Here is a 19814-nt window from a genome sequence, read left to right as displayed (position 1 = left end):
AAGCACCTCTTAAGCGGAACATCGCCTAAGAGGTCTTTTTTTATTTTTGTTTTTTCTCTTTTTTCTTTTTAGGCTTTGTGACTTCTAGCGTTTCGATGATTTTTCCGGCATTGTAATCCCCAAATTCACTTGAGAATTCTTCCTCCAGCACCTTCTTATTCATAGGCTTTTTATGATTTTGCATATCTTTGCTATGACGGTTTTTCTTCAAAATCACATGCCTCCTTGCTGACCCTGTTTGGAATTGCGGTTTGCACCCCTAAAATTCGGGTCGTCATGATACTGTGTCTTATATGAATTTGGGTCCATGCTCTCTGTAGGTGTATTGTTATTTTTAATGGCTTCATTCACTTCGGCTTTGCGCTTCATACGAATCCTCCTCGCCAGTTTTCAGACATTTTATTTCATTAAAGATGCAAGATCCTTAAGCTGCACCTGTTGATGTTAGGTTCTCCAACTGAAACGGCGTCACACATCTTTTTTTTGGCAATCAAAAAACACCGCAAAATGCGGTGTTTTTTCTATCCGATAATCACTCTTTCCTTCGGATAATGATAATTCGCTTCGATTTCCTTTCTTCCGATCAGGTACAGGAAGGTCAGGATGCCGATTCGCCCGATAAACATCACAATCATAATGACGCATTTTCCAACGTTGCTCAAATCAGCAGTAATGCCAAGCGACAGTCCGGTTGTGCCGAATGCCGAACACACTTCAAACAACAGCTCCGGCAGAGAATGCTTTTCTGTGATGGTCAGGATAAGTGTCGCGCCAAAAACGAGCAGGATTGCCATCATCGTGACAACAAGCGACTTCATGAGATCAGCAGGGTGGAGCTCCCGCTTGAATACCTTTACCGCTTTATTGCCGCGGGCAAAATGAAACAGCGCAAGAAGGTTCAGAGCGAAAGTCGTTGTCCGTATGCCTCCCCCGACTGAGCTTGGCGACGCTCCGATAAACATCAGCGCGCAAACAAAAAATATTGTAGCATCTGATAATTGGCTGATATCAATGGTTGCCAGCCCCCCGCTTCGGGTTGCCGTTGATTGAAACAGGGACAGAAACAAAATGTCATGCCATGACTTTCCCGCAAACGCGTGGTTTGCTTCCAGGATATAAATGCCGATGGCTCCAAACAAGACGAGTGAGCCGAACGTAATGGTCGTGATTTTCGTAAAAAGTGTAAACGGGTATCTCCGTTGCTTTGAAAACAAGAAATCCTTTACTTCGACAAGCACGGGAAATCCAATTGCTCCAAATACAATTAAAAGCATTGTAATAAACTGCACAAAATAATCGTGGCGGAATGGAATCATGGAACTGCCGGTAATATCAAATCCGCCATTTGTGGTTGCGCTGATACTGGCAAAAAATCCGTGTAAATAAGCTTCCTGATAGGAATCATAGTAGGTTAAGAAATAGGTGCCGAGTATGAGCCCGCCAAAAAATTCAATCCATAAGATCAGAAATAGAACCTGCTTCATGAGATTGACAATCCCTGAAAACTGGGATTGGTTTTGGTCAACCATAATCAATTTACGTTCTTTCAGCCCGATTCGTTTTCCCATGATCAGCCAAATAAACGTTCCGAGCGTCATAATCCCGATTCCGCCAAATTGCAGAACAAATGCCAATATAAAAATACCTATTGTGCTGAATGTGTCAGCTGTATCAACTACCGTCAGCCCCGTCACGCTGACTGAACTGACAGCCGTAAACAGCGCATCAATAAACGTCCAGTCCGCCCCCGGTTTATGGGCCGCCGGCAGACTCAGCAATATAACGGCCACAGTAACTGCAAGAAAATAATATAATGCAATCAGCTGGGCTGGAGATAGTGCCTGTATCAGTTTTCCAAGCTTAAATTTCATGTAAAATCCTTCTGCCTCTCTTTTTAGATACGGTAATTATTCTAAAGATATTAGGTCCATTTTTAAAGGCTTTTACGAAACATTTTCTTAACTTGCTTCATTTTTTATCGTTTTAGTCAAAGGAATAAAAAAAACCTCTGAGAATTGTCTCAGAGGAATGTTGTTATTTCGCTTCTAACCGTCTGATTCGCTCATCTAAATCAGGGTGAGTAGAGAAAAGCGAAGATCGCTTCTTGCCATTAATCTTTAATGTTTGGACAGCTGTCTGATCGTCTTCCATAATGCGGGAAGAATAGCTCTTAAGCGTCCGGAGCGCATGAATCATCTTATCCTTGCCGGCAAGATCCGCTCCTCCCCTGTCAGCATGGAATTCACGATGGCGTGAGTACGCAAACACAACCAGGCTGCCGAGAATGGAAAAGATAATCTGAAAGACAATCATTGCAATAAAATGAACGATCGGCGCAAGATCTTCTTTGACAAAACGGCTCGCAATCCATGCTGCGATACGCGATAAAAAGACGACAAAGGTATTGACGATACCTTGTAAAAGCGTCATTGTCACCATATCACCATTAGCGATATGCGCGACCTCGTGTGCAAGCACACCTTCAACAGCGGCATCATCCATTTGCTCCAGCAGCCCTGACGACACTGCCACAAGGGAACGGCGTTTTGACGGTCCAGTCGCAAACGCGTTCACTTCAGGTGAACGATAAATTCCGACCTCCGGCATTTTGGTTAAACCGGCAGAGCGGCTTAATCGGTGTACGCGATCAACCAATTGCTGTTCCTCATAACTGAGCGTGTGCTTGTTCGGGTTCAGCACTCTGACACCCATCATCGTCTTTGCCATCCATCTGGACATCGCAAGAGATGTAAAGGAACCGACAAAACCAACGACTAAACTGAACACAAGGAGCGCTATTGGATCGATACCGCCATCAGCTGTAAAGTACGTTCCAACTCCAGTAACAGAGCTTAAAACAGACAAAACGATCCCGATTGTCGTAAGCACCAAAATATTCGTTAAAATAAACAGAAAAATTCTTTTCGCCATAATAACCTCCGTTATTTTAAGATCAAAAGAACCTGTATATTTAATTATAAAACAACCGTTTGAAAATGCAAGTAATTAGACGTATGATGTTAATGTATTGATGACGCTTTAATTTTGAATTCATACATAAACTTATATCCGCGTCAAATTGTTTTGAAGAGGTGAACAATGAACATTTTTAAACTCACTCGAACCGATATGGTGCGGCTGCTCTATTCCCTAAAAGGACAAGGAGAAATAAGCCCGCTCGACATTCTCGTCCAATCAGCGAACATGTCAGCAGACAATGCAGCCAATCATCTTGAAATTCCTGAATTTCTTACAAGATACGAACGAAAAAAACAGAAAAAAGAATACGGTCTCTCTACAAACGAAATCGTAGAACTTGGCAACTTATGCGAGCTGACTTCGTTAAAGTCAACCGCGATCCAAAACTGGGTAAAGCGTGATATCAAAGATCTGATCGGACATCCTGAACTGGGCAAAAAATATTCAGTTGAACAGGCAGTCATTCTTTTAATTGTACGTGATTTAAAATCCATTTATGACTTTGAACACATACGGGCTATTTTAAAAGTGGCCTTTAACACCATCTCAGACAGATCCGATGATGTCATCAGCCCGATTGATTATTATGAAAGCTGTGCATATGTGCTTGATGCCATTTATCACCAAGACACGCCTTCTATGAAAGAATCCAATCTTCAGGAGATCGTCGAACAGGAGACAAATCGTCTTCGCCACCGTTTTGAAGAACTGAATGACAGCCAATGGCTTAAAATCAGACAGATCATCGCAATTACAGTACTCTCCATTTTGACGTTCCATATTCAGGCAACCGCACATAAAATGACAGCTGACATTCTATAGTCCCCGGCTAAAGGCCGGGGTTTTCTTATTCTCCACAACAATTGCCAGCATAAATAAACCCCGTACATTTCAAACTAAATACGCGTTAAGAATTTCTTTATAGAAAAAGGAGATGAAAAAGATGGCGAGCAGAAATAAACTCGTTGTTCCAGGGGTGGAGCAGGCACTAGACCAATTTAAACTCGAAGTGGCTCAAGAATTCGGTGTGAACCTTGGTTCTGATACAGTCGCACGTGCTAACGGCTCTGTAGGCGGGGAAATGACAAAGCGTCTGGTACAGCAAGCACAATCACAATTAAATGGCACAACTAAATAAATTCAGGTCTTTATTCGCCGGGGTCACTCGGCGAATCTTCAGTTTGAGCTGAATTATTATTACTGCTGTAGCCGTTTGGATTACGGCGGTCAGAAGCGTTATTCCCGCCGGACGAAGAACGATTCTTTCCTTTGTCACCGTTATTCCAGTCCCTGTGATACTGGCTTTGGCCCTTTTCAGCGCTATTTTCCTCATTTCCTTTATCTTGAGGATCTTGTATTGGGGTTTGCTCATGATCCCCATCTTTTTCAGCATTTGTGTTTTCATCTGATTCCTTTACATCTTTATCTTTGTCACTATCATCTGTCTGGTCATCCGTTGTGTCTTCATTCTGTTCACCGGAATCCGTATCATCCAGCTGTTCATTATCTCCTTGCTTGCTGTCCTCGCCGTCTGTTTGATCGATGGTTTCATCCTCATTTCCGGCACTCTTTTGATCCTCTTCCCCGGATGGTTTGCTGGAGTCTTCTTTTGAATCTTTATGATTATTCTTTTCATTTGATTTGATGTAGCTGCCTGTTGAAACGCCTTCCTTCTTCGCTTTTTCCCTCGTTTGCATATCTGACTCGAGAGATTCCATGCGGTATGTCGTTTTATATTTTTCCGTCACATCATTAAGCTGCTTTTTCACAGCGGTTTTATATGTATTATCTTCCGTATTTTCATAAACAGTGGAAATCAATATTTCTTTCGATTCCTTTACATATCCGTGCTCACTGCAGTCGGTTATAATATCGTCAATCACCTTTTTAAAATCAGTCTTCTCCCAATCATCTATATCATTTACGACCTTCTTCCCCTCATCGTTCAGAGGCGTCAGTTCAATCACTTCGTAATCGCTGTTTAATGCCATTTCGAAGCTTGGATTGATATCAATTGTCATATACGCATAGGCCTTATTATTAGAAAAAACGGGGAGAACTATAAAAATAAAAAGCATAATAGCAGTCATCGTAAAAATCCCCATTTTGAAAGGGCGCAGTTTTAAAAAATCAAAAAAGCTGGCCCTTCTGCCCATGCGTGATTCACTCGGAAGCATGATTTCTTCTCCGATTTCATAGCTGTGGCGATCATTTTTGGCTTTTAAAAATTGTCCGTCAGGGGTCAGCAACGTGACGAATTTTCTATTTTTCTCTACTATAATCCCTCTTCTCATGAGTGCAGCACCCCTTTAAGATAATCTTTTAAATAAATATAATCACCCGTAATGATAATACACATCGCAATAATATATTTTCTGTTTCTCTCAATCGTTTTTCGGCTTACAGAGACAAGCTGTTCGAGCTGTTTCACCGGAAGCTGTTTCTTTGTATACAGGATAGCGGCCAATTCTTCATGTTCAACAAGGGTAATCGCCACCTTTATGGCGTTTTGCCTTGCGTCCGCATGCTTTGGAGAGTTTTCAAGCAGCTCCTTAAACGATAAACCATAATCTTTAAGCTGCTTCTGAAAATAGAGAATTTCCTCCCGCCTCTGCTCCTGTTCAATCTGACGGCGGTATTCATCAATGGAAAGCTCGGCTTCAATCAGGCTTTGTGATGACTCCTGATCGTCTCCTTCCTGTAAATCGATGTTTATATTTTGTGCGCTTCTAGCTTCTTTTCTGATGTAATCAATGACTTTTCTTTTTATAATAAGCTCAGCAAATGCGAGCAGAGAATTGCCTTTTTCAGGTGAGTATTTTTCAATAGCTTCATTAAACGCGATCAGTCCGATGCTGAACTCATCGTCTTTTTCATCTATATATCGTTTACAAACGGATGAAACCGTCTTTGCGATAAATGGCTTATATTGCTGTATTAATTCATTTTGCAGATCTTTATTGCCTTTTTGTATACTTTCAACAGTTTTTTCAAGCGTTTGCTTCTTTTTACCCAATTTAAACAAAAGGCTAAGCACTGGTTTCACCTCAGTTCCTCCCTATAACTACTCATTAATGATAGCTAATTTGATAGGGATTCGCAAAGGAGAAAAAGAAATATTAATTTCCAATGTCTCAATTATGACAAACCATTCTGACGTACTATACATGATTTCGTGCCTTTCTAGAGAATTAAGGGGGTTTTATCCGTGTTTTTTGTAACAAAGCTGTTATAAAAATGTTATTTTATTTCGCCCATGAAAACGTTTTAAACATGAAAAGACTCTGCTTTTCAAGCAGAGTCTTTAAGATTACGCCCTTTCCCGGCTGCTGTTTTTTTGTTCGATTTGTGCGCCCTCCGGCTGTTTTTTTGCACCTGACATGAACCAGCCGCAAACCGCGATTGCCGCTAATACACCCCAGAATATCAACTTCCATGTTCCAGAATGGATAAAGTGCTCGGAAACAACCGCTATATCTTGATGAGCAAGTGTATATAAAGCAAGCTTCACTCCGACCCAGCCGACAATCACAAAGGCTGCTGTTTCTAGGCTTGGACGTTCCTTTAATAATTTAACAAACATTGAAGCCGCAAACCGCATAATCACCAGGCCGATGATACCTCCGGCCAAAATGACGATGAATTGTCCTCCGTCAAGTCCGCCGATCTTCGGAAGCGATGTTCCAGGAAGCGTAACCGCTAGCGCTACTGCCGCTAAGATGGAATCAACCGCAAACGCGATATCAGCCAGTTCAACTTTTAAAACAGTCGGCCAAAAACCGCTTTGTTTCGTCTCTTTATGCGTGTCTTCTTTCTTAAATACATACCTTTTCAATAGGTGGCTTGCTGAGATATACAGTAAGTAGATCGCGCCAATCGCTTGAACCTGCCATACGTTGACCAAAAAAGAAATCGCGAATAAAGAGCCAAACCGCAGAACAAAAGCCCCTGCCAATCCGTAAAATAAAGCCTTTTTTCTTTTTTCCTCCGGCAAATGTTTTACCATTACCGCCATAACCAACGCGTTATCGGCGGCTAAAATACCTTCCAGCCCGATCAAGACGAGAAGAACCCAACCATACTCTAATAATAATGCTGCATCCATAAATGATACCCTCCCAAAAAAGTTGTTTTCTTTCTCTTCATCCGATCTTATGCCGGCCGGACCATACAAAAAAGACCTTTGCCGACATAAGGCAAAGGTCTTGCTAGACATGAATTCAGGCATGCCAACAAAGCCGATGGATATGACAATCCATGAAATGACGACTTTGTTTCCGGAAAGCATTCCGGACGCTACTCCCCTTTGGGATTTCAAGAAATATGATATTATACGTCAATGATATGCGCAGCGCGATTATTTGTCAACGTTTATTTTTTAAAAATACAGATAAATGTTCGGAGTGCGTGCGTTTTTTCCTCTTTTTCAACAGCAAGTAAAACACAAACAGCGCCAAAATCGCTATCCCGATCGGAAGCATATATTGATCGAGAATAGAGCCGACTTCCTTCCAATTTTCACCGAGTTTCACACCGAGATAAACATATACAAATGTTATCGGGACCATGGCGATGAACGTATAAAGCGAAAACACCCAAACGTTCATTTTTGCAATTCCGCACGGTATGGAGATCAATGTGCGGATGCCTGGCAAGAAACGGCCGCTGAAGGCTACAAAGCCCCCATGCTTTTTGAAAAATTCGTCCGACTTATCGAGAGCCTCAGGTTTAATAAAGAGGTACTTCCCAAAACGCTCAAGAAACGGCCTTCCTCCGTATCGCCCTATCCAATACAGCGTGAGCGGGCCGGCCACTCCCCCAAGTGACCCCGCCAAAACGGCGCCGGCAAGCGTCATATCACCTTTAGATACCCAATAACCCGCAAGCGGCAGGACGATTTCAGCAGGGATAAACTCAATACAGAGCGCTAGAAATATTCCAAAATAAGATAAGCTTTTAAATGCTTCTATCCAAGACATAATCAGCTCTTCGATATCCATCACTTCCCCTTTGTCCAAATTTATGTAAAATACATTTTGTTTTTTCGGAAAACGTCAACATGATTTTAACACATTTTTCACGGTCAGCTGAACTAAAAATAAATCTCAGATGTATTTCTTGCAATTTCTATAGTCTTAAAGGCTGAAACTCTGCGGTTAAGCAGCCGATATTAAGGAGAGTCAACTAGACTGGAACACACGGGGGGAATCTCCATTTGGAAATACACGTAACGTATAATACAACACTCATATGTTTATCTATTCTAATTGCCTGTGCCGCATCGTACACTTCCCTTGAACTGTCAAGGAAAGTCACCATCAATACGGGTTTAAAAAGCAAAGTTTGGCTGATCAGCGGCTCACTTATTATGGGATTCGGTATTTGGGCAATGCATTTTGTCGGGATGATGGCCGTCCATATGGAGATGCCGATGCAATATGAATTCATGCCTTTAATGGCATCCATTGGCGCAGCTGTTTCCGGATCATTTGTATCATTATATTTTGTCAGCCGGCATATTCTTACATATTACAGACTGCTTACCGGATCAGTAGTGCTTGGCGCATCTATTGCATCTATGCACTATATCGGAATGTCTTCCATTTCCCGGGTAATGATTATGTACGAACCGATTCTTTTTACAGTTTCAATAATTATTGCAATTGTAGCATCTTTCGTCTCGTTAAAAATATTCTTTGATTTGGCTGTAAAAAAACATTCTGATCATCTTATGTTCTATAAAGTCATCAGTTCGATTGTAATGGGTATAGGGATTTCAGGCATGCACTATACGGGAATGCTTGCGGCGACTTTCCACATGGACATGGCACCGCCCGGAAGCCATATGGAGGTCCATACGTTTCATTGGTCGATTTTTGTTACGTTACTCATTTTCTGTATACAAACGCTATTATTATTCAGTTCCCATGCCGACCGAAAGTTTATTAAACAGAGCGAACGCATAAAGGATAACGAACAGAGGTTTCAGTCTTTAATCATTCACAATATTGATGCCATTTTTATTTTGTCATTAGAAGGAGAGATTATATCATCCAATCATGCTGGTGAGGACATGGTCAGCAAATTTGGATTTAGCATGCACGATTGGAGAAACTATACATCGCAGAAGATTAAGCGCCTTTTTAAGCAAGTCAAAAAAGAGAAACAAGCCATTAACAGCGATAGCGACCTTACCACTGAAAAAGGCCAGTTCCACTTAAATATTACGCTCATCCCCGTTGAGGTCAATCAAGAGCTGGACAGCATTTATGTCATCTGCAAGGACATGACAAAGCAGTATAGAGCAGAAAAAGAAATCCATAGAATGGCTCATTACGATTCGCTAACAGATTTACCCAACAGACGGCACGCCATCTCGCACTTAACAGAGGTGCTGAATCGCGAGTATACCTTGAATTATAACACCATTGTATTCTTTCTGGACTTAAACCGCTTTAAAGTGATTAACGATGCACTAGGACATAATGTCGGCGATCAGCTGCTTCAGCTGGCAGCTAGACGTCTGTCTTCTGTTGTCCCTGATAATGGATTTATCGCCCGCCTTGGCGGAGATGAATTTATTATCATATTGACGGACGCCAATACCAGAACAGGCGAAGCAGATGTTTTAGCAAGAAAAATTATCCAAAAATTCAAAAAGCCATTTAAAATCCAGGATCACACGCTTGTCACATCTGTCAGTATCGGGATTGCGATATCACCGAAAGACGGGACGGACGGCCTTGAATTGATGAAAAAAGCAGATATGGCGATGTATGCCGCTAAAGAACGAAACAAAAGCAAATACAGATACTATTCTTTTTCAATCGGCAACAAAGAAACCGTCAAGCTTAACCAAGAGATGGTGCTGAGAGAAGCCATAGAAAACAATCGATTTGTCTTGCATTATCAGCCTCAATTCAGTACAAAAAACCAAAAAATGACGGGTGCCGAAGCACTAATACGCCTTGTCACCCCCGATGGGCAGCTGTGTCCGCCCGGAGAATTCATCGGTGTTGCTGAAGAGACGGGTCTCATTATTGATATCGGAAAGTGGATAATAGATGAAGCCTGCAAGCAGGCAAGGGCTTGGTATGACAAAGGCTTTGATCTTTCTGTCGCTATTAATATTTCCGCCAGACAGTTTCAATCCGAAGATCTGATTCCCCTGATCAAGGACACGCTAATGAAATACCAGCTTCCTCCGCAGCTTCTTGAAGTTGAAGTGACAGAAAGCATGACAATGGACAATCTCGATCACTCCAAAAAGGTTTTGTCGTCTTTAACGGAATTAGGAATCAGAATCAGTATTGACGATTTCGGAACGGGGCACAGTTCTCTTAGCTATTTGAAGGATTTTCCGATTCACAGGCTGAAAATCGACAAATCGTTTATCGATGATATTCAAACCCATCCGAAATCAGAGCAAATTACCGGGGCTATTATTGCCATGGGCCATCAGCTGTCTTTGCAGGTGATTGCTGAAGGCGTGGAAAATTCAGCTCAAAAACAGCTTCTTTACGAAAAAGGCTGTGACCATTTACAGGGCTTCTATTTCAGCAAGCCGATACCGCCGGAACAACTCGAACAATTAATTCTCGAACAGCCGCCGCAATAACAGTGCCGGCTGTTTTTTTACCCATAAGTTGCTACACATGAATCGTACTCCTCCTCTTCACACTAAAGAAAAAAAGGGGTTTATCGATATGCATACAATGTGGAAGGGATCGATCAGTTTCGGATTAGTAAACATTCCCATCAAGCTATATGCGGCCACAGAGGATAAAGACATTAAGCTGCGAAGCCTTCATAAAGAGGATCACGCGCCAATCAAATACGAAAAAATTTGCACGAATTGCGAAAAAACACTTGGTCCTGATGAAATTGTAAAGGGATACGAATATGTAAAAGGAAAATATGTGGTGCTGACGGACGATGATCTAAAAAGCTTAAAGCAGGAGCATGAGGAGAAAGCCGTTGAGATTGTTGATTTTGTTCAGCTTCAGGAAATTGACCCGATTTATTTTAATCGCTCCTACTTTGTCGGCCCCGGGGATAACGGCACGAAAGCCTATACCCTGCTGCGTGAGGCGCTGCGCTCTACCGGAAAGATTGGTATCGCCAATATGACAATCAGGTCGAAGCAGCAGCTTGCCATTCTCCGCGTTTATGAAAATTGTATTATTATGGAGTCTATCCATTATCCAGATGAGGTCAGAAGCGCTGCTCATGTCCCAGGTGTACCGGATCAATCGAATGTAAACGATAAGGAACTGCAAACCGCTATCACATTAATAGATGAGCTGACGACTGAGTTTGAGCCTGAGAAATATGAAGATACGTACCGGCACGCCCTGCTGCAAAGAGTCAATGACAAGCTCGAAAATAAAGAAACAGCCGTCACTCCTGATAAAGCGCCTCCTCGTGAAGATGTCATCGACCTGGTCAGCGCCCTGCAAGCCAGCATCGACCGCACGAGAAAGCCGAACCGGGAAACCCCGGCAGCCGCACCAGAACAGGCCGCTGAACCGAAAGGAGCCGGAGATAAAAAACAAAAAACGACTAGAAAAAAAGCCTCCGGCACGTCATAACACATGGCGTTTACGATGCAGCCCGTCCTTACTTCGTCACCGCCAAAAGGAGCAGAATGGCGCTACGAAGTAAAATATGATGGATACCGCTGCATTCTCCGCATCCATTCAGCAGGTGTGACTTTAACTAGCAGAAATGGCTTGGAGCTTAACAGCACCTTCCCTGAAATCACTCAATTCGCCAAGACAGCCTTTCAGCACATGGAAAAAGATCTTCCGCTGACACTCGATGGCGAAATTGTATGTTTGGTGAACCCTTGTCGTGCAGATTTTGAACACCTTCAAGTGCGGGGGCGTTTGAAAAGACGAGACAAGATTCAGGAATCGGCAAACGCGCGGCCGTGCTGCTTTCTCGCCTTTGATCTGTTAGAGCGAAGCGGAGAAGATGTATCATCTCTTGCATATCTGGATCGAAAAAAATCGCTGTACGATCTCATGTCTGCGGCAAAGCTTCCTGCGTCTCCAGATCCTTATGCTAAGGAAACCATTCAGTATATCCCCTGCTATGATCATTTTGATCCTATTTGGGAGATGGTTACGAAATATGACGGAGAAGGAATTGTAGCAAAGAAAACAAACAGCAAATGGCTTGAAAAAAAGCGGTCGTCCGATTGGCTCAAATATAAAAATTTTAAACAAGCTTATGTTTGTATAACAGGTTTCAACCCCAACAATGGCTTTCTGACGGTGTCTGTGTTAAAAAACGGCGTCATGACACCTATTGCCTCTGTCTCACACGGAATGCGAGATGAGGAAAAAAGCGCCATACGCGAGATTATGGAACAGCACGGACATAAAACAGCATCAGGTGAATTTACGCTTGAACCGTCGATTTGTGCAACCGTTCAATACTTAACGATTCTCCAAGGTACATTAAGAGAGGTATCGTTTGTCAGCTTTGAATTCCATATGGACTGGACTGAATGCACGTATGCGCAAGTCATACGCCACTCAAAACCGGTCCATCCAAAGCTTCAGTTCACAAGCCTGGATAAAATCGTATTTGAAAAGAATAAAAAAACAAAGGAAGATTTTATTCAGTACATGATTGAAGTCAGTGACTACCTGTTCCCATTTCTGAAAAACCGTGCTGTCACCGTCATCCGCTATCCGCATGGATCAAGGAGCGAATCGTTTTTTCAAAAAAATAAGCCAGACTATGCGCCAGATTTTGTTCAATCTTTCAATGATGGAAGCCATGAGCACATCATCTGCGAGGACATGTCCACTTTATTATGGCTTGCCAACCAGCTTGCTTTGGAGTTTCATGTTCCTTTTCAAACCATTAAAAGCAGACGTCCGGCTGAGATTGTCATTGATTTGGATCCGCCTTCACGAGATGACTTTCTCATGGCCGTGCAGGCCGCAAATGAACTGAAGCGGCTGTTTGACTCCTTTGGCATCACATCGTATCCGAAGCTGTCCGGCAACAAAGGCATCCAGCTTTATATTCCCTTGTCTCCTGAGGCATTTACGTATGAAGAAACACGCCAATTTACACAGCTGATCGCAGAGTACTGCACCAATGCATTTCCCGAGCTCTTTACGACAGAACGCTTGATTAAAAACAGGCACGGCAAATTGTATCTTGATTATTTGCAGCATGCAGAAGGTAAAACGATTATCTGTCCTTATTCGACAAGAGGGAACGACCTTGGCACTGTCGCGGCACCGCTCTATTGGCATGAGGTACAAACATCCTTAACACCCGCCCTGTTTACGATTGATACTGTCGTTGATCGTATTAAAAAGCAGGGCTGCCCATTTTTTGATTTTTACCGTTACCCGCAAGACGAGCCTCTTAGCGCCATTTTACATCAGTTGCAGAAAAAGAGCTGACTAATTAAGTCAGCTCTTTCCGTTCAACTGTACTTTTTTTCCAACCGTTCTTTTTCCTGGCGCTGGAGCGGGCTCAGCGGCTCATTATATAAATCGATATCAATTGCATATTTCGGCCGTCTTTTCACTTCAGAAAAAATCGTACCGATATACTCTCCGATGATCCCGATTCCCATTAATTGCAGCCCGCCCAAAAACCAAATGGAAATGATGAGCGACGCCCATCCTGCATTTGTATGGCCGAGCAGCTTTTGAACGAACGCGCCGATTCCCGCCACAGCACTGACGAAAAGTAAAACAAAACCTAAAAGCGTAAAGAATCGAATTGGCGCAACACTGAATGATGTAATCCCGTTAAAAGCGAATGATAGCATTTTTTTGAGCGGATATTTCGTTTTACCGGCAAAGCGTTCCTTACGGTCATACAAAACTTCGGCTGATTTAAAGCCGATCATGGGAACAATGCCTCTTAAAAACAGATTCGCTTCTGGATAGCGCGCGAGCTCTTCAAGCGATCTTTTATTCATTAAACGAAAATCCGCATGATTATAAATTAATTTAATCCCAAGCTTATTCATGAGGCGATAAAACCCTAAAGCGGTCGTGCGCTTGAAAAAGGTATCGGTTTTTCTGCTGCGGCGAACACCGTAAACGATCTCGCAGCCCTCATGATATTTCAGTATAAAATCCCGGATCACAGAGATGTCGTCCTGAAGATCAGCATCAATCGAGATGACGCAGTCTGATCTGTTCTTCGCTTTATGGAGTCCGGCTAAAAGCGCTTTTTGGTGTCCGACATTGCAGGCTAATTTTAAGCCGGTAATCTTCTTGTTTCTTATGCTTTCCATGGCAATCAAGGCCCAGGTTCTGTCTTTGCTGCCGTCATCGACAAACAGAATTTTACTGTCTTCAGCAATTAATTTTTCTTCAATTAAGCCGTCTACAACCTCTGTCAGCTGACGGCTTGTCTCTTGAAACACTTCCTCTTCATTGAAACACGGAACGACGATGGTTAACACTGGCTGTGGCTGTTTCAATCGATATCCTCCTTATCTTGTTTCATATAAATAAATGCGCCAGGCGGAATCTTTATGGTCAAACGTCTTGACGAGCGCGAGATGGTTTTGGTCAGCATTCATGATCGGAACTGAAGAAAAAATGTAACGTCCGCCCATTTTTTTAAATACATCTGTATTTAATTCCAGATTGTTGATCGTTTTCTTCGAGTTCTTTTTAAAATCATACCGTTTACCGAGCTCGTTGACGAAAAGGTAGCAGCGGCTGCCCCATTCATCAAAATATTGTTTCAGCCGAGCGTTTTTTTCCAGCTCTTTTTCGATGATTTTCCTAAATTCATATTTATATGAGAGCGGGTACAGGTTGTTATACGTATCTAACGTGTAAAACCCGTTATATTGGGCGATAGACGGATGCAGTCCGATACTCGCCACCCTGTATGAATCTTGCGGACGCCCGATGTACTCCTTAATCTCTTTGAATTGCTCAGATGCATAAAACTCCCGGAATGTCGGCGCATTGTAGTGAACGCCATACGTATATTCTTCATTAAAAGGCGCCAATACCATCAGCTGTGCAGCCACAGCGGCATATACAAGCCATTTCCACCCTCTTCCCATTCGCCAAATGAGATATAAAGCAAGCGCAAAGCTCACATATATGACAAGCGGCCGCAGGAAATGAAAACGGGCAAAATTAAATTCAGCTAAAAAGGCAAATTTCTGCTTTGGCACCGCCCATATTTTGTTGAACCAAAACGCATACCATAAAGACAGTCCGTAATTAAGTACACATAAAAACAGATACACATTTTCCGGCTTTGTCCGGTTTCGCTTGAACAGCAAAGCTGCAAATAAAAGCAGCAGGATCGGGAGGATGACAACGGTGTGAACGGTCATCACATGATTATGGCCATAGACAAAGTTTTTTACGGATAGGCGGAGAGAATGCCAAACGTCATGCCTGGATGAAATAAATTCAATCCGATGCATCGGTGCGTGCGAGAACAGCATCGAATAAACGAGCCGGTACTCTACGAAAAGATAAATACTGGTCATAAAAGCAATACTGCCTAAGAACATCAAATTCCATCTTCTTTTTGTGATAGCATCATACAGCCAAAAGCACACCATTCCTGCCAAGAAAAAGAAGAAGCCTAAGACAAAGCTTGAATATAAAGGAAGCAAACCGAGCGTCAGCCACTCTCTCCATGAGATATCCCCTTTTCGGATATTCAAAAAAGCCCACAATGCCAAAGGATATCCAAGCGTACTCAGCATTCCCGAAGGCCAGAAAGGTGTTAAGGCAAATGCCAGCGATACGCCAATTCGGATGAAAGCCGCCTTTGGCTCTGGGATCACATGCTTCTTCAGCAGCACATACATTCCAAAAAAAGCGACAACCCTTGTAATTGTCTGGCTTATTGCATAGGCAGTCATGGAAGAAAAGAAAGCATGCAGCCAAACAATTCCGCTCAACTCGGTGCCAAAGGCATCCCGCGGCAGGCCGTTAATGATTTGCGGAATGGCCGCGTCAACCTTGCCGACGATTTCTCCGCTATCTGCCAGCACCTTGTACCAAGCGATATTGGAATCTAAATTATCGTGGACACGAATATGGGCATCCTCCTTTAAAATAAAAAGCGGGGATACATACAGCAAAAGAAGAAATAATGCGATCCAGAGATAATATGTTTCTTTTTTGTGTTGTCTCATCAATCGTAACATCGCTTACACATCCATCTGTTATTCTGACTCCATATCCGGCATGTTCTGCCTCATGTGTCAAAATTTATTATCCCTTTTCCCTTCTAAAACATTCATCAGATGACAATCCGTTTTTCAACCTGTCTCTTACCCATTAATTCCCGCTATCCAAAAGGCCCGATCACTTACTATACTGATAGGAGGGAGGGGATATATTTTGTTTACAATCTTACTTTCATTGGCCATACTCGTATGTGTGCCATTTATATATAAAGCGAAACGCAATACAAAAGACGTGAAGGTCAACACCATTTCAATTGATCAAAAAGACGGTCTTCCAGCCAGAAAAAAATTAAATATCCTTCATTTATCAGATCTTCACTTAGAAAACATTTCTGTTTCACCTGAAGAGCTGTATCATTTAACAAAAAATCAGCCTGTGGACATTATTGCGCTTACCGGGGATTTTCTAGATCGGAAACGTAATATTCCGAAGCTGGCAGGTTATTTAAACGCATTGCAAAAGCTGAAGCCTGCATATGGAATGTACGCGGTGTTCGGTAACCATGATTATGTATTGAAAGAAAAGGACTTTCAGAGATTGAAGCGTGTTTTAGAGGAAAACGGCTGTATCACGCTGCAAAATGAACATGTTCAAATCGAGACAGCTGCAGGGCCTGTCAATATTATCGGCATTGATGATTACAGCACGAATCGCAGTAATATTACCGGCTCTTATCAAAATCTAGACAACGGCTATCATCTTGTATTAACACATGACCCTAACATTATTCTAGATATGAAAGATGTTCATTTTGACTACCTGCTGTCAGGCCATTTTCACGGCGGCCAAATCCACTGGCCAAAACCGTATCATTTGGTAAAAATGGGCAAGCTCGTGCGCATGAACATGATTAAAGGGCTTCATTATCACCACGATAAGCCGTTTTATATCAGCGAAGGCTTAGGACAAACCGGTGTGAATATCCGTGTCGGAAGCCGCCCTGAAGTGACATTTCATCAGATATAATCAAAAAAGACTGTGCTGACCAAGGCATCAGTCTTTTTTTTGATAGGTTTTCTGAAGCTTTTCTTTTGAAATAAACAAATAGGATGTATTCGGTAAATGCCGCAGGCCCACTTGCTTTGACGTTAAATATAAAATGGGCATATGGGTTATCTTTTTAAAGCATTTGTAGAAAGGATTGACAGGGGTGACCACATCAAAGCCTAGCCTTTCCACACCTTTGTCAAGCATTGTAATTCCCACGATTCCTTTAATTTTTTCACTTTTTTTATGATTGTTAATGTATTCCAATAATATCGGCATCGATTGATATACTTTTTGATAGATAATGATCCCCTTTCTGACTGCACTCTCTATGCCTTGCAGCTCCCTGATCAGCTTAATATTGTGCAGATGGATTTTAACGAGCACATCATTTTTTCTTATATGCGTTCCGTCGCTCAGCACGACATGATGCCCTTTGTACTTCGTCAGCCTGACTCGAAAGACACTTTTTCGATCTTTGTCAATCAAGGTCAGCCTTGAAAAAAAGAAATAAAACGGGTCAATCACTCTCCAAATGGAAAGGAAACAGGTTTTCATCTCTTCACCTTCCTTATGATCAAAAATACCCTTATATTTTGTCATCGTTCTCCCCAAAATATAGTTGCCATATTTTTTAAGGAGGACCGTCATGAAAAACATTCTCATTTTTCCTTTTTTAAGCATTTCCACCGGACATCATCATGTCGCCGATGCCCTGCAGGCTGAACTGGAGTCACAAGGACTGGCATCTGAAAAAATTGATATCTTTTCACATGCGTATAGACGGTTAGAAAAACTATCCTCTGAGACGTATTTAAAATGGATTCAATATTTCCCGAAAACGTACAGCGGCATTTACAGGCTCCTTGCCTGCGGAGAATATCAGAATGACAAACGCTATACCATGTACGAATGGCTGTTCACACAACAAATGAGGCACATTCTCAAAGAAAAACAGCCTGATATCGCCTTCTGTACGCATGCGCTGCCTTCTTATCTGCTGAACCGGCTAAAGCCGGAATTTCCGAATCTGACGGTTGTGAATGTATACACTGATTTTTTTGTGAATCAATTATGGGGGCGGGAAAACATTGATTACCATTTTGTTCCGATCATGGATGTCAAGAAGCAGCTCGTGTCTGAAGGAATCAATCAGAAAAACATATACTTGACCGGCATTCCCGTTCACCGGATGTTTGAAATGGGATCTGCAGACACCTGTCAGCATCATCCGCCATATACCATCATTATCACAGGCGGCAGTATGGGGGTCGGGGGTATTTTAAAATGGGTTCAGGAGCTGTCGCCAGGCGGAAACATCTTATACAAAATATTATGCGGCAGGAACGAAAAGCTCTACTGCTATGTCAAAAGTTTAGGCCACCCTTTTATTGAGGCGATACCCTACCTTCACAGCAAAGCAGAGATGAACCGTTTATACGAACAGGCGTCAGGCATTATGACAAAACCCGGAGGCGTGACCATCAGCGAATGCTTACAGAAACGGCTTCCGGTATTTATTTATCATGCGCTGCCGGGCCAGGAGGAGATGAATTTAAACCTTCTAAAGGAACGAAAGCTTGTCACAGATATGAGAAACTGGGACATGCAAAAGGCAGAAGAACAGATTGCGGCATTTTTCCAATCGAATGAACAGGTGAACGAATACGAAAAACAAGTCAATCAATATCTTGGTGAAATATCTGATCGGAAGATTGAAGATATCTTAAAAAGGATCATATAAAACAAAAAAACACTCTCCTGAAACAGAGAGTGTAACATGTTAACGAAACAGCAAATGCTGGCTGTGAATGCCTGCTTTCTTCAGCAGGACGATCAGCTGGTCCTGTTCATCAGGCGAAAGGCCTGAAAATGCTCTCGCAATACGCAGCGCATGAATCGGATAAATTTTATCCAAATACTCATTTCCCTTGTCAGTTAAATGCGCGTAAACGGAGCGTTTATCTTTCGGGTCCTGCTCCCTTACTAAAAACCCGTTTCTTTCTAATTTGTCAATGACATATGTGACGTTTCCGCTCACAAGCAGAAGTCTCGACCCAATTTGCTGTAATTTTTGCGGGCCTCTTGTGTACAGGAGCTCCAGTACAGCAAATTCAGTCGGATTAAAGCCGTGCTCTTTACTGTCACGGATACTATGTTCAGACACACTTTTGAAAGCCCTTGCAAAAACTCTGTACAAATTCATCGCACGCTCAACTTCTTCTTCGTTAAACGATAATCTCATCATATCTACCTCGTATATAGGATTTTTATAAAAAAATAATGAAAACCCTTACATATAATAAGAGTTCAGTCCCTTACTATATGTATTCGCTATAATTCGAGAAATTCCTTCTGAAAGCAAAAAAATCCTTATACATTATCTTGTATAAGGATATTTTTTGTGATTTGCAATGTTGCGGAAGAAATATGCGTATTCCTTTCGCAGTTCGGAAATCGTCATTTTGTTCATTATTTCTTTATTATAAACTCCGATTTGAAAGAGTTTTTCAGAATAATGGCTTCGTTCTTTTTCTAAAGCGGATTTCAATAAATTACTCATAGCGTCCTCCTTCATTTTGAGGTATCCTATACACAAGATACTCTATTTAAATGAACGTGGTATGAATC

Annotated in this window: 19 protein-coding genes and 1 pseudogene; 7 read left to right on the top strand and 13 right to left on the bottom strand. The window is 42.2% G+C overall.

From position 1 onward, the window contains the following. Nucleotides 1-40: 40 nt before the first annotated feature. The 4 genes from M1M80_RS07530 to htpX all read right to left on the bottom strand — a co-directional run bounded on the left by M1M80_RS07530 (nucleotide 41) and on the right by htpX (nucleotide 2931). Entirely contained in the window at nucleotides 41-211 is a 171-nt protein-coding gene (locus M1M80_RS07530; protein ID WP_003239006.1) for a hypothetical protein, read from the bottom strand. A 2-nt stretch (nucleotides 212-213) separates the two neighbouring features. Next, the gene (locus M1M80_RS07525; RefSeq protein ID WP_003232510.1) at nucleotides 214-369 is read right to left on the bottom strand and encodes a hypothetical protein; all 156 of its coding nucleotides are present in this window, start codon (nucleotides 367-369) and stop codon (nucleotides 214-216) included. Between the two features lie 152 nt (nucleotides 370-521). Then, nucleotides 522-1871 carry a Ktr system potassium transporter KtrD gene (gene ktrD / locus M1M80_RS07520; RefSeq protein ID WP_060398488.1) on the bottom strand — a complete coding sequence of 450 codons (1350 nt, stop codon included), beginning with the start codon at nucleotides 1869-1871 and terminating at the stop codon, nucleotides 522-524. A gap of 163 nt (nucleotides 1872-2034) precedes the next feature. After that, nucleotides 2035-2931 (bottom strand): protease HtpX, encoded by an 897-nt coding sequence (gene htpX / locus M1M80_RS07515; protein WP_060398487.1) that lies wholly within the window; start codon nucleotides 2929-2931, stop codon nucleotides 2035-2037. A 168-nt stretch (nucleotides 2932-3099) separates the two neighbouring features. On the opposite strand from htpX, the gene htpK reads away from it, so the two are divergent. After that, entirely contained in the window at nucleotides 3100-3801 is a 702-nt protein-coding gene (gene htpK / locus M1M80_RS07510; protein WP_003239009.1) for a transcriptional regulator HtpK, read from the top strand. A 121-nt stretch (nucleotides 3802-3922) separates the two neighbouring features. Further along, nucleotides 3923-4117: an acid-soluble spore protein SspD gene (gene sspD / locus M1M80_RS07505; RefSeq protein ID WP_003218568.1), complete on the top strand. Its 195-nt coding sequence runs from the start codon at nucleotides 3923-3925 to the stop codon at nucleotides 4115-4117. Between the two features lie 10 nt (nucleotides 4118-4127). Here the strand turns inward: sspD and M1M80_RS07500 are convergent, their stop codons facing one another. The 4 genes from M1M80_RS07500 to M1M80_RS07485 form a co-directional block, all read right to left on the bottom strand. After that, nucleotides 4128-5273, bottom strand: coding sequence for an anti-sigma factor domain-containing protein (locus M1M80_RS07500; protein WP_003239010.1), 1146 nt, complete (start codon nucleotides 5271-5273; stop codon nucleotides 4128-4130). After that, nucleotides 5270-6025, bottom strand: a complete 756-nt coding sequence (sigI, locus tag M1M80_RS07495) for an RNA polymerase sigma factor SigI (RefSeq protein ID WP_003239011.1) — start codon at nucleotides 6023-6025, stop codon at nucleotides 5270-5272. The genes M1M80_RS07500 and sigI overlap by 4 nt, the downstream gene beginning before the upstream one ends. 264 nt (nucleotides 6026-6289) lie before the next feature. Next, the gene (locus M1M80_RS07490) at nucleotides 6290-7084 is read right to left on the bottom strand and encodes a TerC family protein (RefSeq protein WP_003239012.1); all 795 of its coding nucleotides are present in this window, start codon (nucleotides 7082-7084) and stop codon (nucleotides 6290-6292) included. Nucleotides 7085-7343: 259 nt separating this feature from the next. After that, on the bottom strand, nucleotides 7344-7979 hold the full coding sequence (locus tag M1M80_RS07485; RefSeq protein ID WP_019258221.1) for a DedA family protein: 636 nt from the start codon (nucleotides 7977-7979) through the stop codon (nucleotides 7344-7346). Between the two features lie 215 nt (nucleotides 7980-8194). Between M1M80_RS07485 and M1M80_RS07480 the strand changes: the two genes are divergently transcribed. From M1M80_RS07480 to M1M80_RS07470, 3 genes are all read left to right on the top strand, one after another. Next, a complete protein-coding gene (locus M1M80_RS07480; RefSeq protein ID WP_060398486.1) occupies nucleotides 8195-10597 on the top strand; it encodes an EAL domain-containing protein in 2403 nt (800 codons plus the stop codon). Between the two features lie 88 nt (nucleotides 10598-10685). Further along, nucleotides 10686-11570, top strand: coding sequence for a non-homologous end joining protein Ku (gene ku / locus M1M80_RS07475; RefSeq protein ID WP_003239017.1), 885 nt, complete (start codon nucleotides 10686-10688; stop codon nucleotides 11568-11570). A gap of 3 nt (nucleotides 11571-11573) precedes the next feature. Then, on the top strand, nucleotides 11574-13409 hold the full coding sequence (locus tag M1M80_RS07470; protein WP_060398485.1) for a DNA ligase D: 1836 nt from the start codon (nucleotides 11574-11576) through the stop codon (nucleotides 13407-13409). A gap of 23 nt (nucleotides 13410-13432) precedes the next feature. On the opposite strand, the gene M1M80_RS07465 is transcribed toward M1M80_RS07470, so the two are convergent. Together M1M80_RS07465 and M1M80_RS07460 are read right to left on the bottom strand one after the other, a co-directional pair. Continuing rightward, a complete protein-coding gene (locus M1M80_RS07465) occupies nucleotides 13433-14446 on the bottom strand; it encodes a glycosyltransferase family 2 protein (RefSeq protein ID WP_060398484.1) in 1014 nt (337 codons plus the stop codon). A 12-nt stretch (nucleotides 14447-14458) separates the two neighbouring features. Next, nucleotides 14459-16153 carry a DUF6044 family protein gene (locus M1M80_RS07460; protein WP_003239020.1) on the bottom strand — a complete coding sequence of 565 codons (1695 nt, stop codon included), beginning with the start codon at nucleotides 16151-16153 and terminating at the stop codon, nucleotides 14459-14461. 196 nt (nucleotides 16154-16349) lie between these two features. On the opposite strand from M1M80_RS07460, the gene M1M80_RS07455 reads away from it, so the two are divergent. Beyond that, the gene (locus M1M80_RS07455; RefSeq protein ID WP_003239021.1) at nucleotides 16350-17162 is read left to right on the top strand and encodes a metallophosphoesterase; all 813 of its coding nucleotides are present in this window, start codon (nucleotides 16350-16352) and stop codon (nucleotides 17160-17162) included. Between the two features lie 27 nt (nucleotides 17163-17189). Here the strand turns inward: M1M80_RS07455 and M1M80_RS07450 are convergent, their stop codons facing one another. Continuing rightward, complete coding sequence (locus M1M80_RS07450; protein ID WP_060400017.1) at nucleotides 17190-17741, bottom strand: YkoP family protein; 552 nt, start codon at nucleotides 17739-17741, stop codon at nucleotides 17190-17192. A 91-nt stretch (nucleotides 17742-17832) separates the two neighbouring features. Here M1M80_RS07450 and M1M80_RS07445 point away from each other — a divergent pair. Then, nucleotides 17833-18962: pseudogene (locus tag M1M80_RS07445) on the top strand (MGDG synthase family glycosyltransferase). A gap of 4 nt (nucleotides 18963-18966) precedes the next feature. Here the strand turns inward: M1M80_RS07445 and M1M80_RS07440 are convergent. Then, the gene (locus M1M80_RS07440; RefSeq protein WP_003232536.1) at nucleotides 18967-19431 is read right to left on the bottom strand and encodes a MarR family winged helix-turn-helix transcriptional regulator; all 465 of its coding nucleotides are present in this window, start codon (nucleotides 19429-19431) and stop codon (nucleotides 18967-18969) included. Nucleotides 19432-19563: 132 nt separating this feature from the next. Beyond that, entirely contained in the window at nucleotides 19564-19746 is a 183-nt protein-coding gene (locus M1M80_RS07435; RefSeq protein ID WP_019258212.1) for a hypothetical protein, read from the bottom strand. Nucleotides 19747-19814 lie beyond the last annotated feature (68 nt).

It is taken from the genome of Bacillus inaquosorum, assembly GCF_023238325.1.
Classification (GTDB): Bacteria; Bacillota; Bacilli; order Bacillales; family Bacillaceae; genus Bacillus; species Bacillus inaquosorum.
Note: the sequence above shows the minus strand (reverse complement) of the source record. Positions and strands in the feature narration are given on the sequence as shown.

Excerpts from the sequence above, each read along its gene's own strand:
- M1M80_RS07525 (WP_003232510.1), bottom strand. The coding sequence starts at position 369 with ATGAAGCGCAAAGCCGAAGTGAATGAAGCCATTAAAAATAACAATACA.
- ktrD (WP_060398488.1), bottom strand. The coding sequence starts at position 1,871 with ATGAAATTTAAGCTTGGAAAACTGATACAGGCACTATCTCCAGCCCAG.
- htpX (WP_060398487.1), bottom strand. The coding sequence starts at position 2,931 with ATGGCGAAAAGAATTTTTCTGTTTATTTTAACGAATATTTTGGTGCTT.
- htpK (WP_003239009.1), top strand. The coding sequence starts at position 3,100 with ATGAACATTTTTAAACTCACTCGAACCGATATGGTGCGGCTGCTCTAT.
- sspD (WP_003218568.1), top strand. The coding sequence starts at position 3,923 with ATGGCGAGCAGAAATAAACTCGTTGTTCCAGGGGTGGAGCAGGCACTA.
- M1M80_RS07500 (WP_003239010.1), bottom strand. The coding sequence starts at position 5,273 with ATGAGAAGAGGGATTATAGTAGAGAAAAATAGAAAATTCGTCACGTTG.
- M1M80_RS07490 (WP_003239012.1), bottom strand. The coding sequence starts at position 7,084 with ATGGATGCAGCATTATTATTAGAGTATGGTTGGGTTCTTCTCGTCTTG.
- M1M80_RS07485 (WP_019258221.1), bottom strand. The coding sequence starts at position 7,979 with ATGGATATCGAAGAGCTGATTATGTCTTGGATAGAAGCATTTAAAAGC.
- ku (WP_003239017.1), top strand. The coding sequence starts at position 10,686 with ATGCATACAATGTGGAAGGGATCGATCAGTTTCGGATTAGTAAACATT.
- M1M80_RS07470 (WP_060398485.1), top strand. The coding sequence starts at position 11,574 with ATGGCGTTTACGATGCAGCCCGTCCTTACTTCGTCACCGCCAAAAGGA.
- M1M80_RS07460 (WP_003239020.1), bottom strand. The coding sequence starts at position 16,153 with ATGTTACGATTGATGAGACAACACAAAAAAGAAACATATTATCTCTGG.
- M1M80_RS07450 (WP_060400017.1), bottom strand. The coding sequence starts at position 17,741 with ATGAAAACCTGTTTCCTTTCCATTTGGAGAGTGATTGACCCGTTTTAT.
- M1M80_RS07440 (WP_003232536.1), bottom strand. The coding sequence starts at position 19,431 with ATGATGAGATTATCGTTTAACGAAGAAGAAGTTGAGCGTGCGATGAAT.
- M1M80_RS07435 (WP_019258212.1), bottom strand. The coding sequence starts at position 19,746 with ATGAGTAATTTATTGAAATCCGCTTTAGAAAAAGAACGAAGCCATTAT.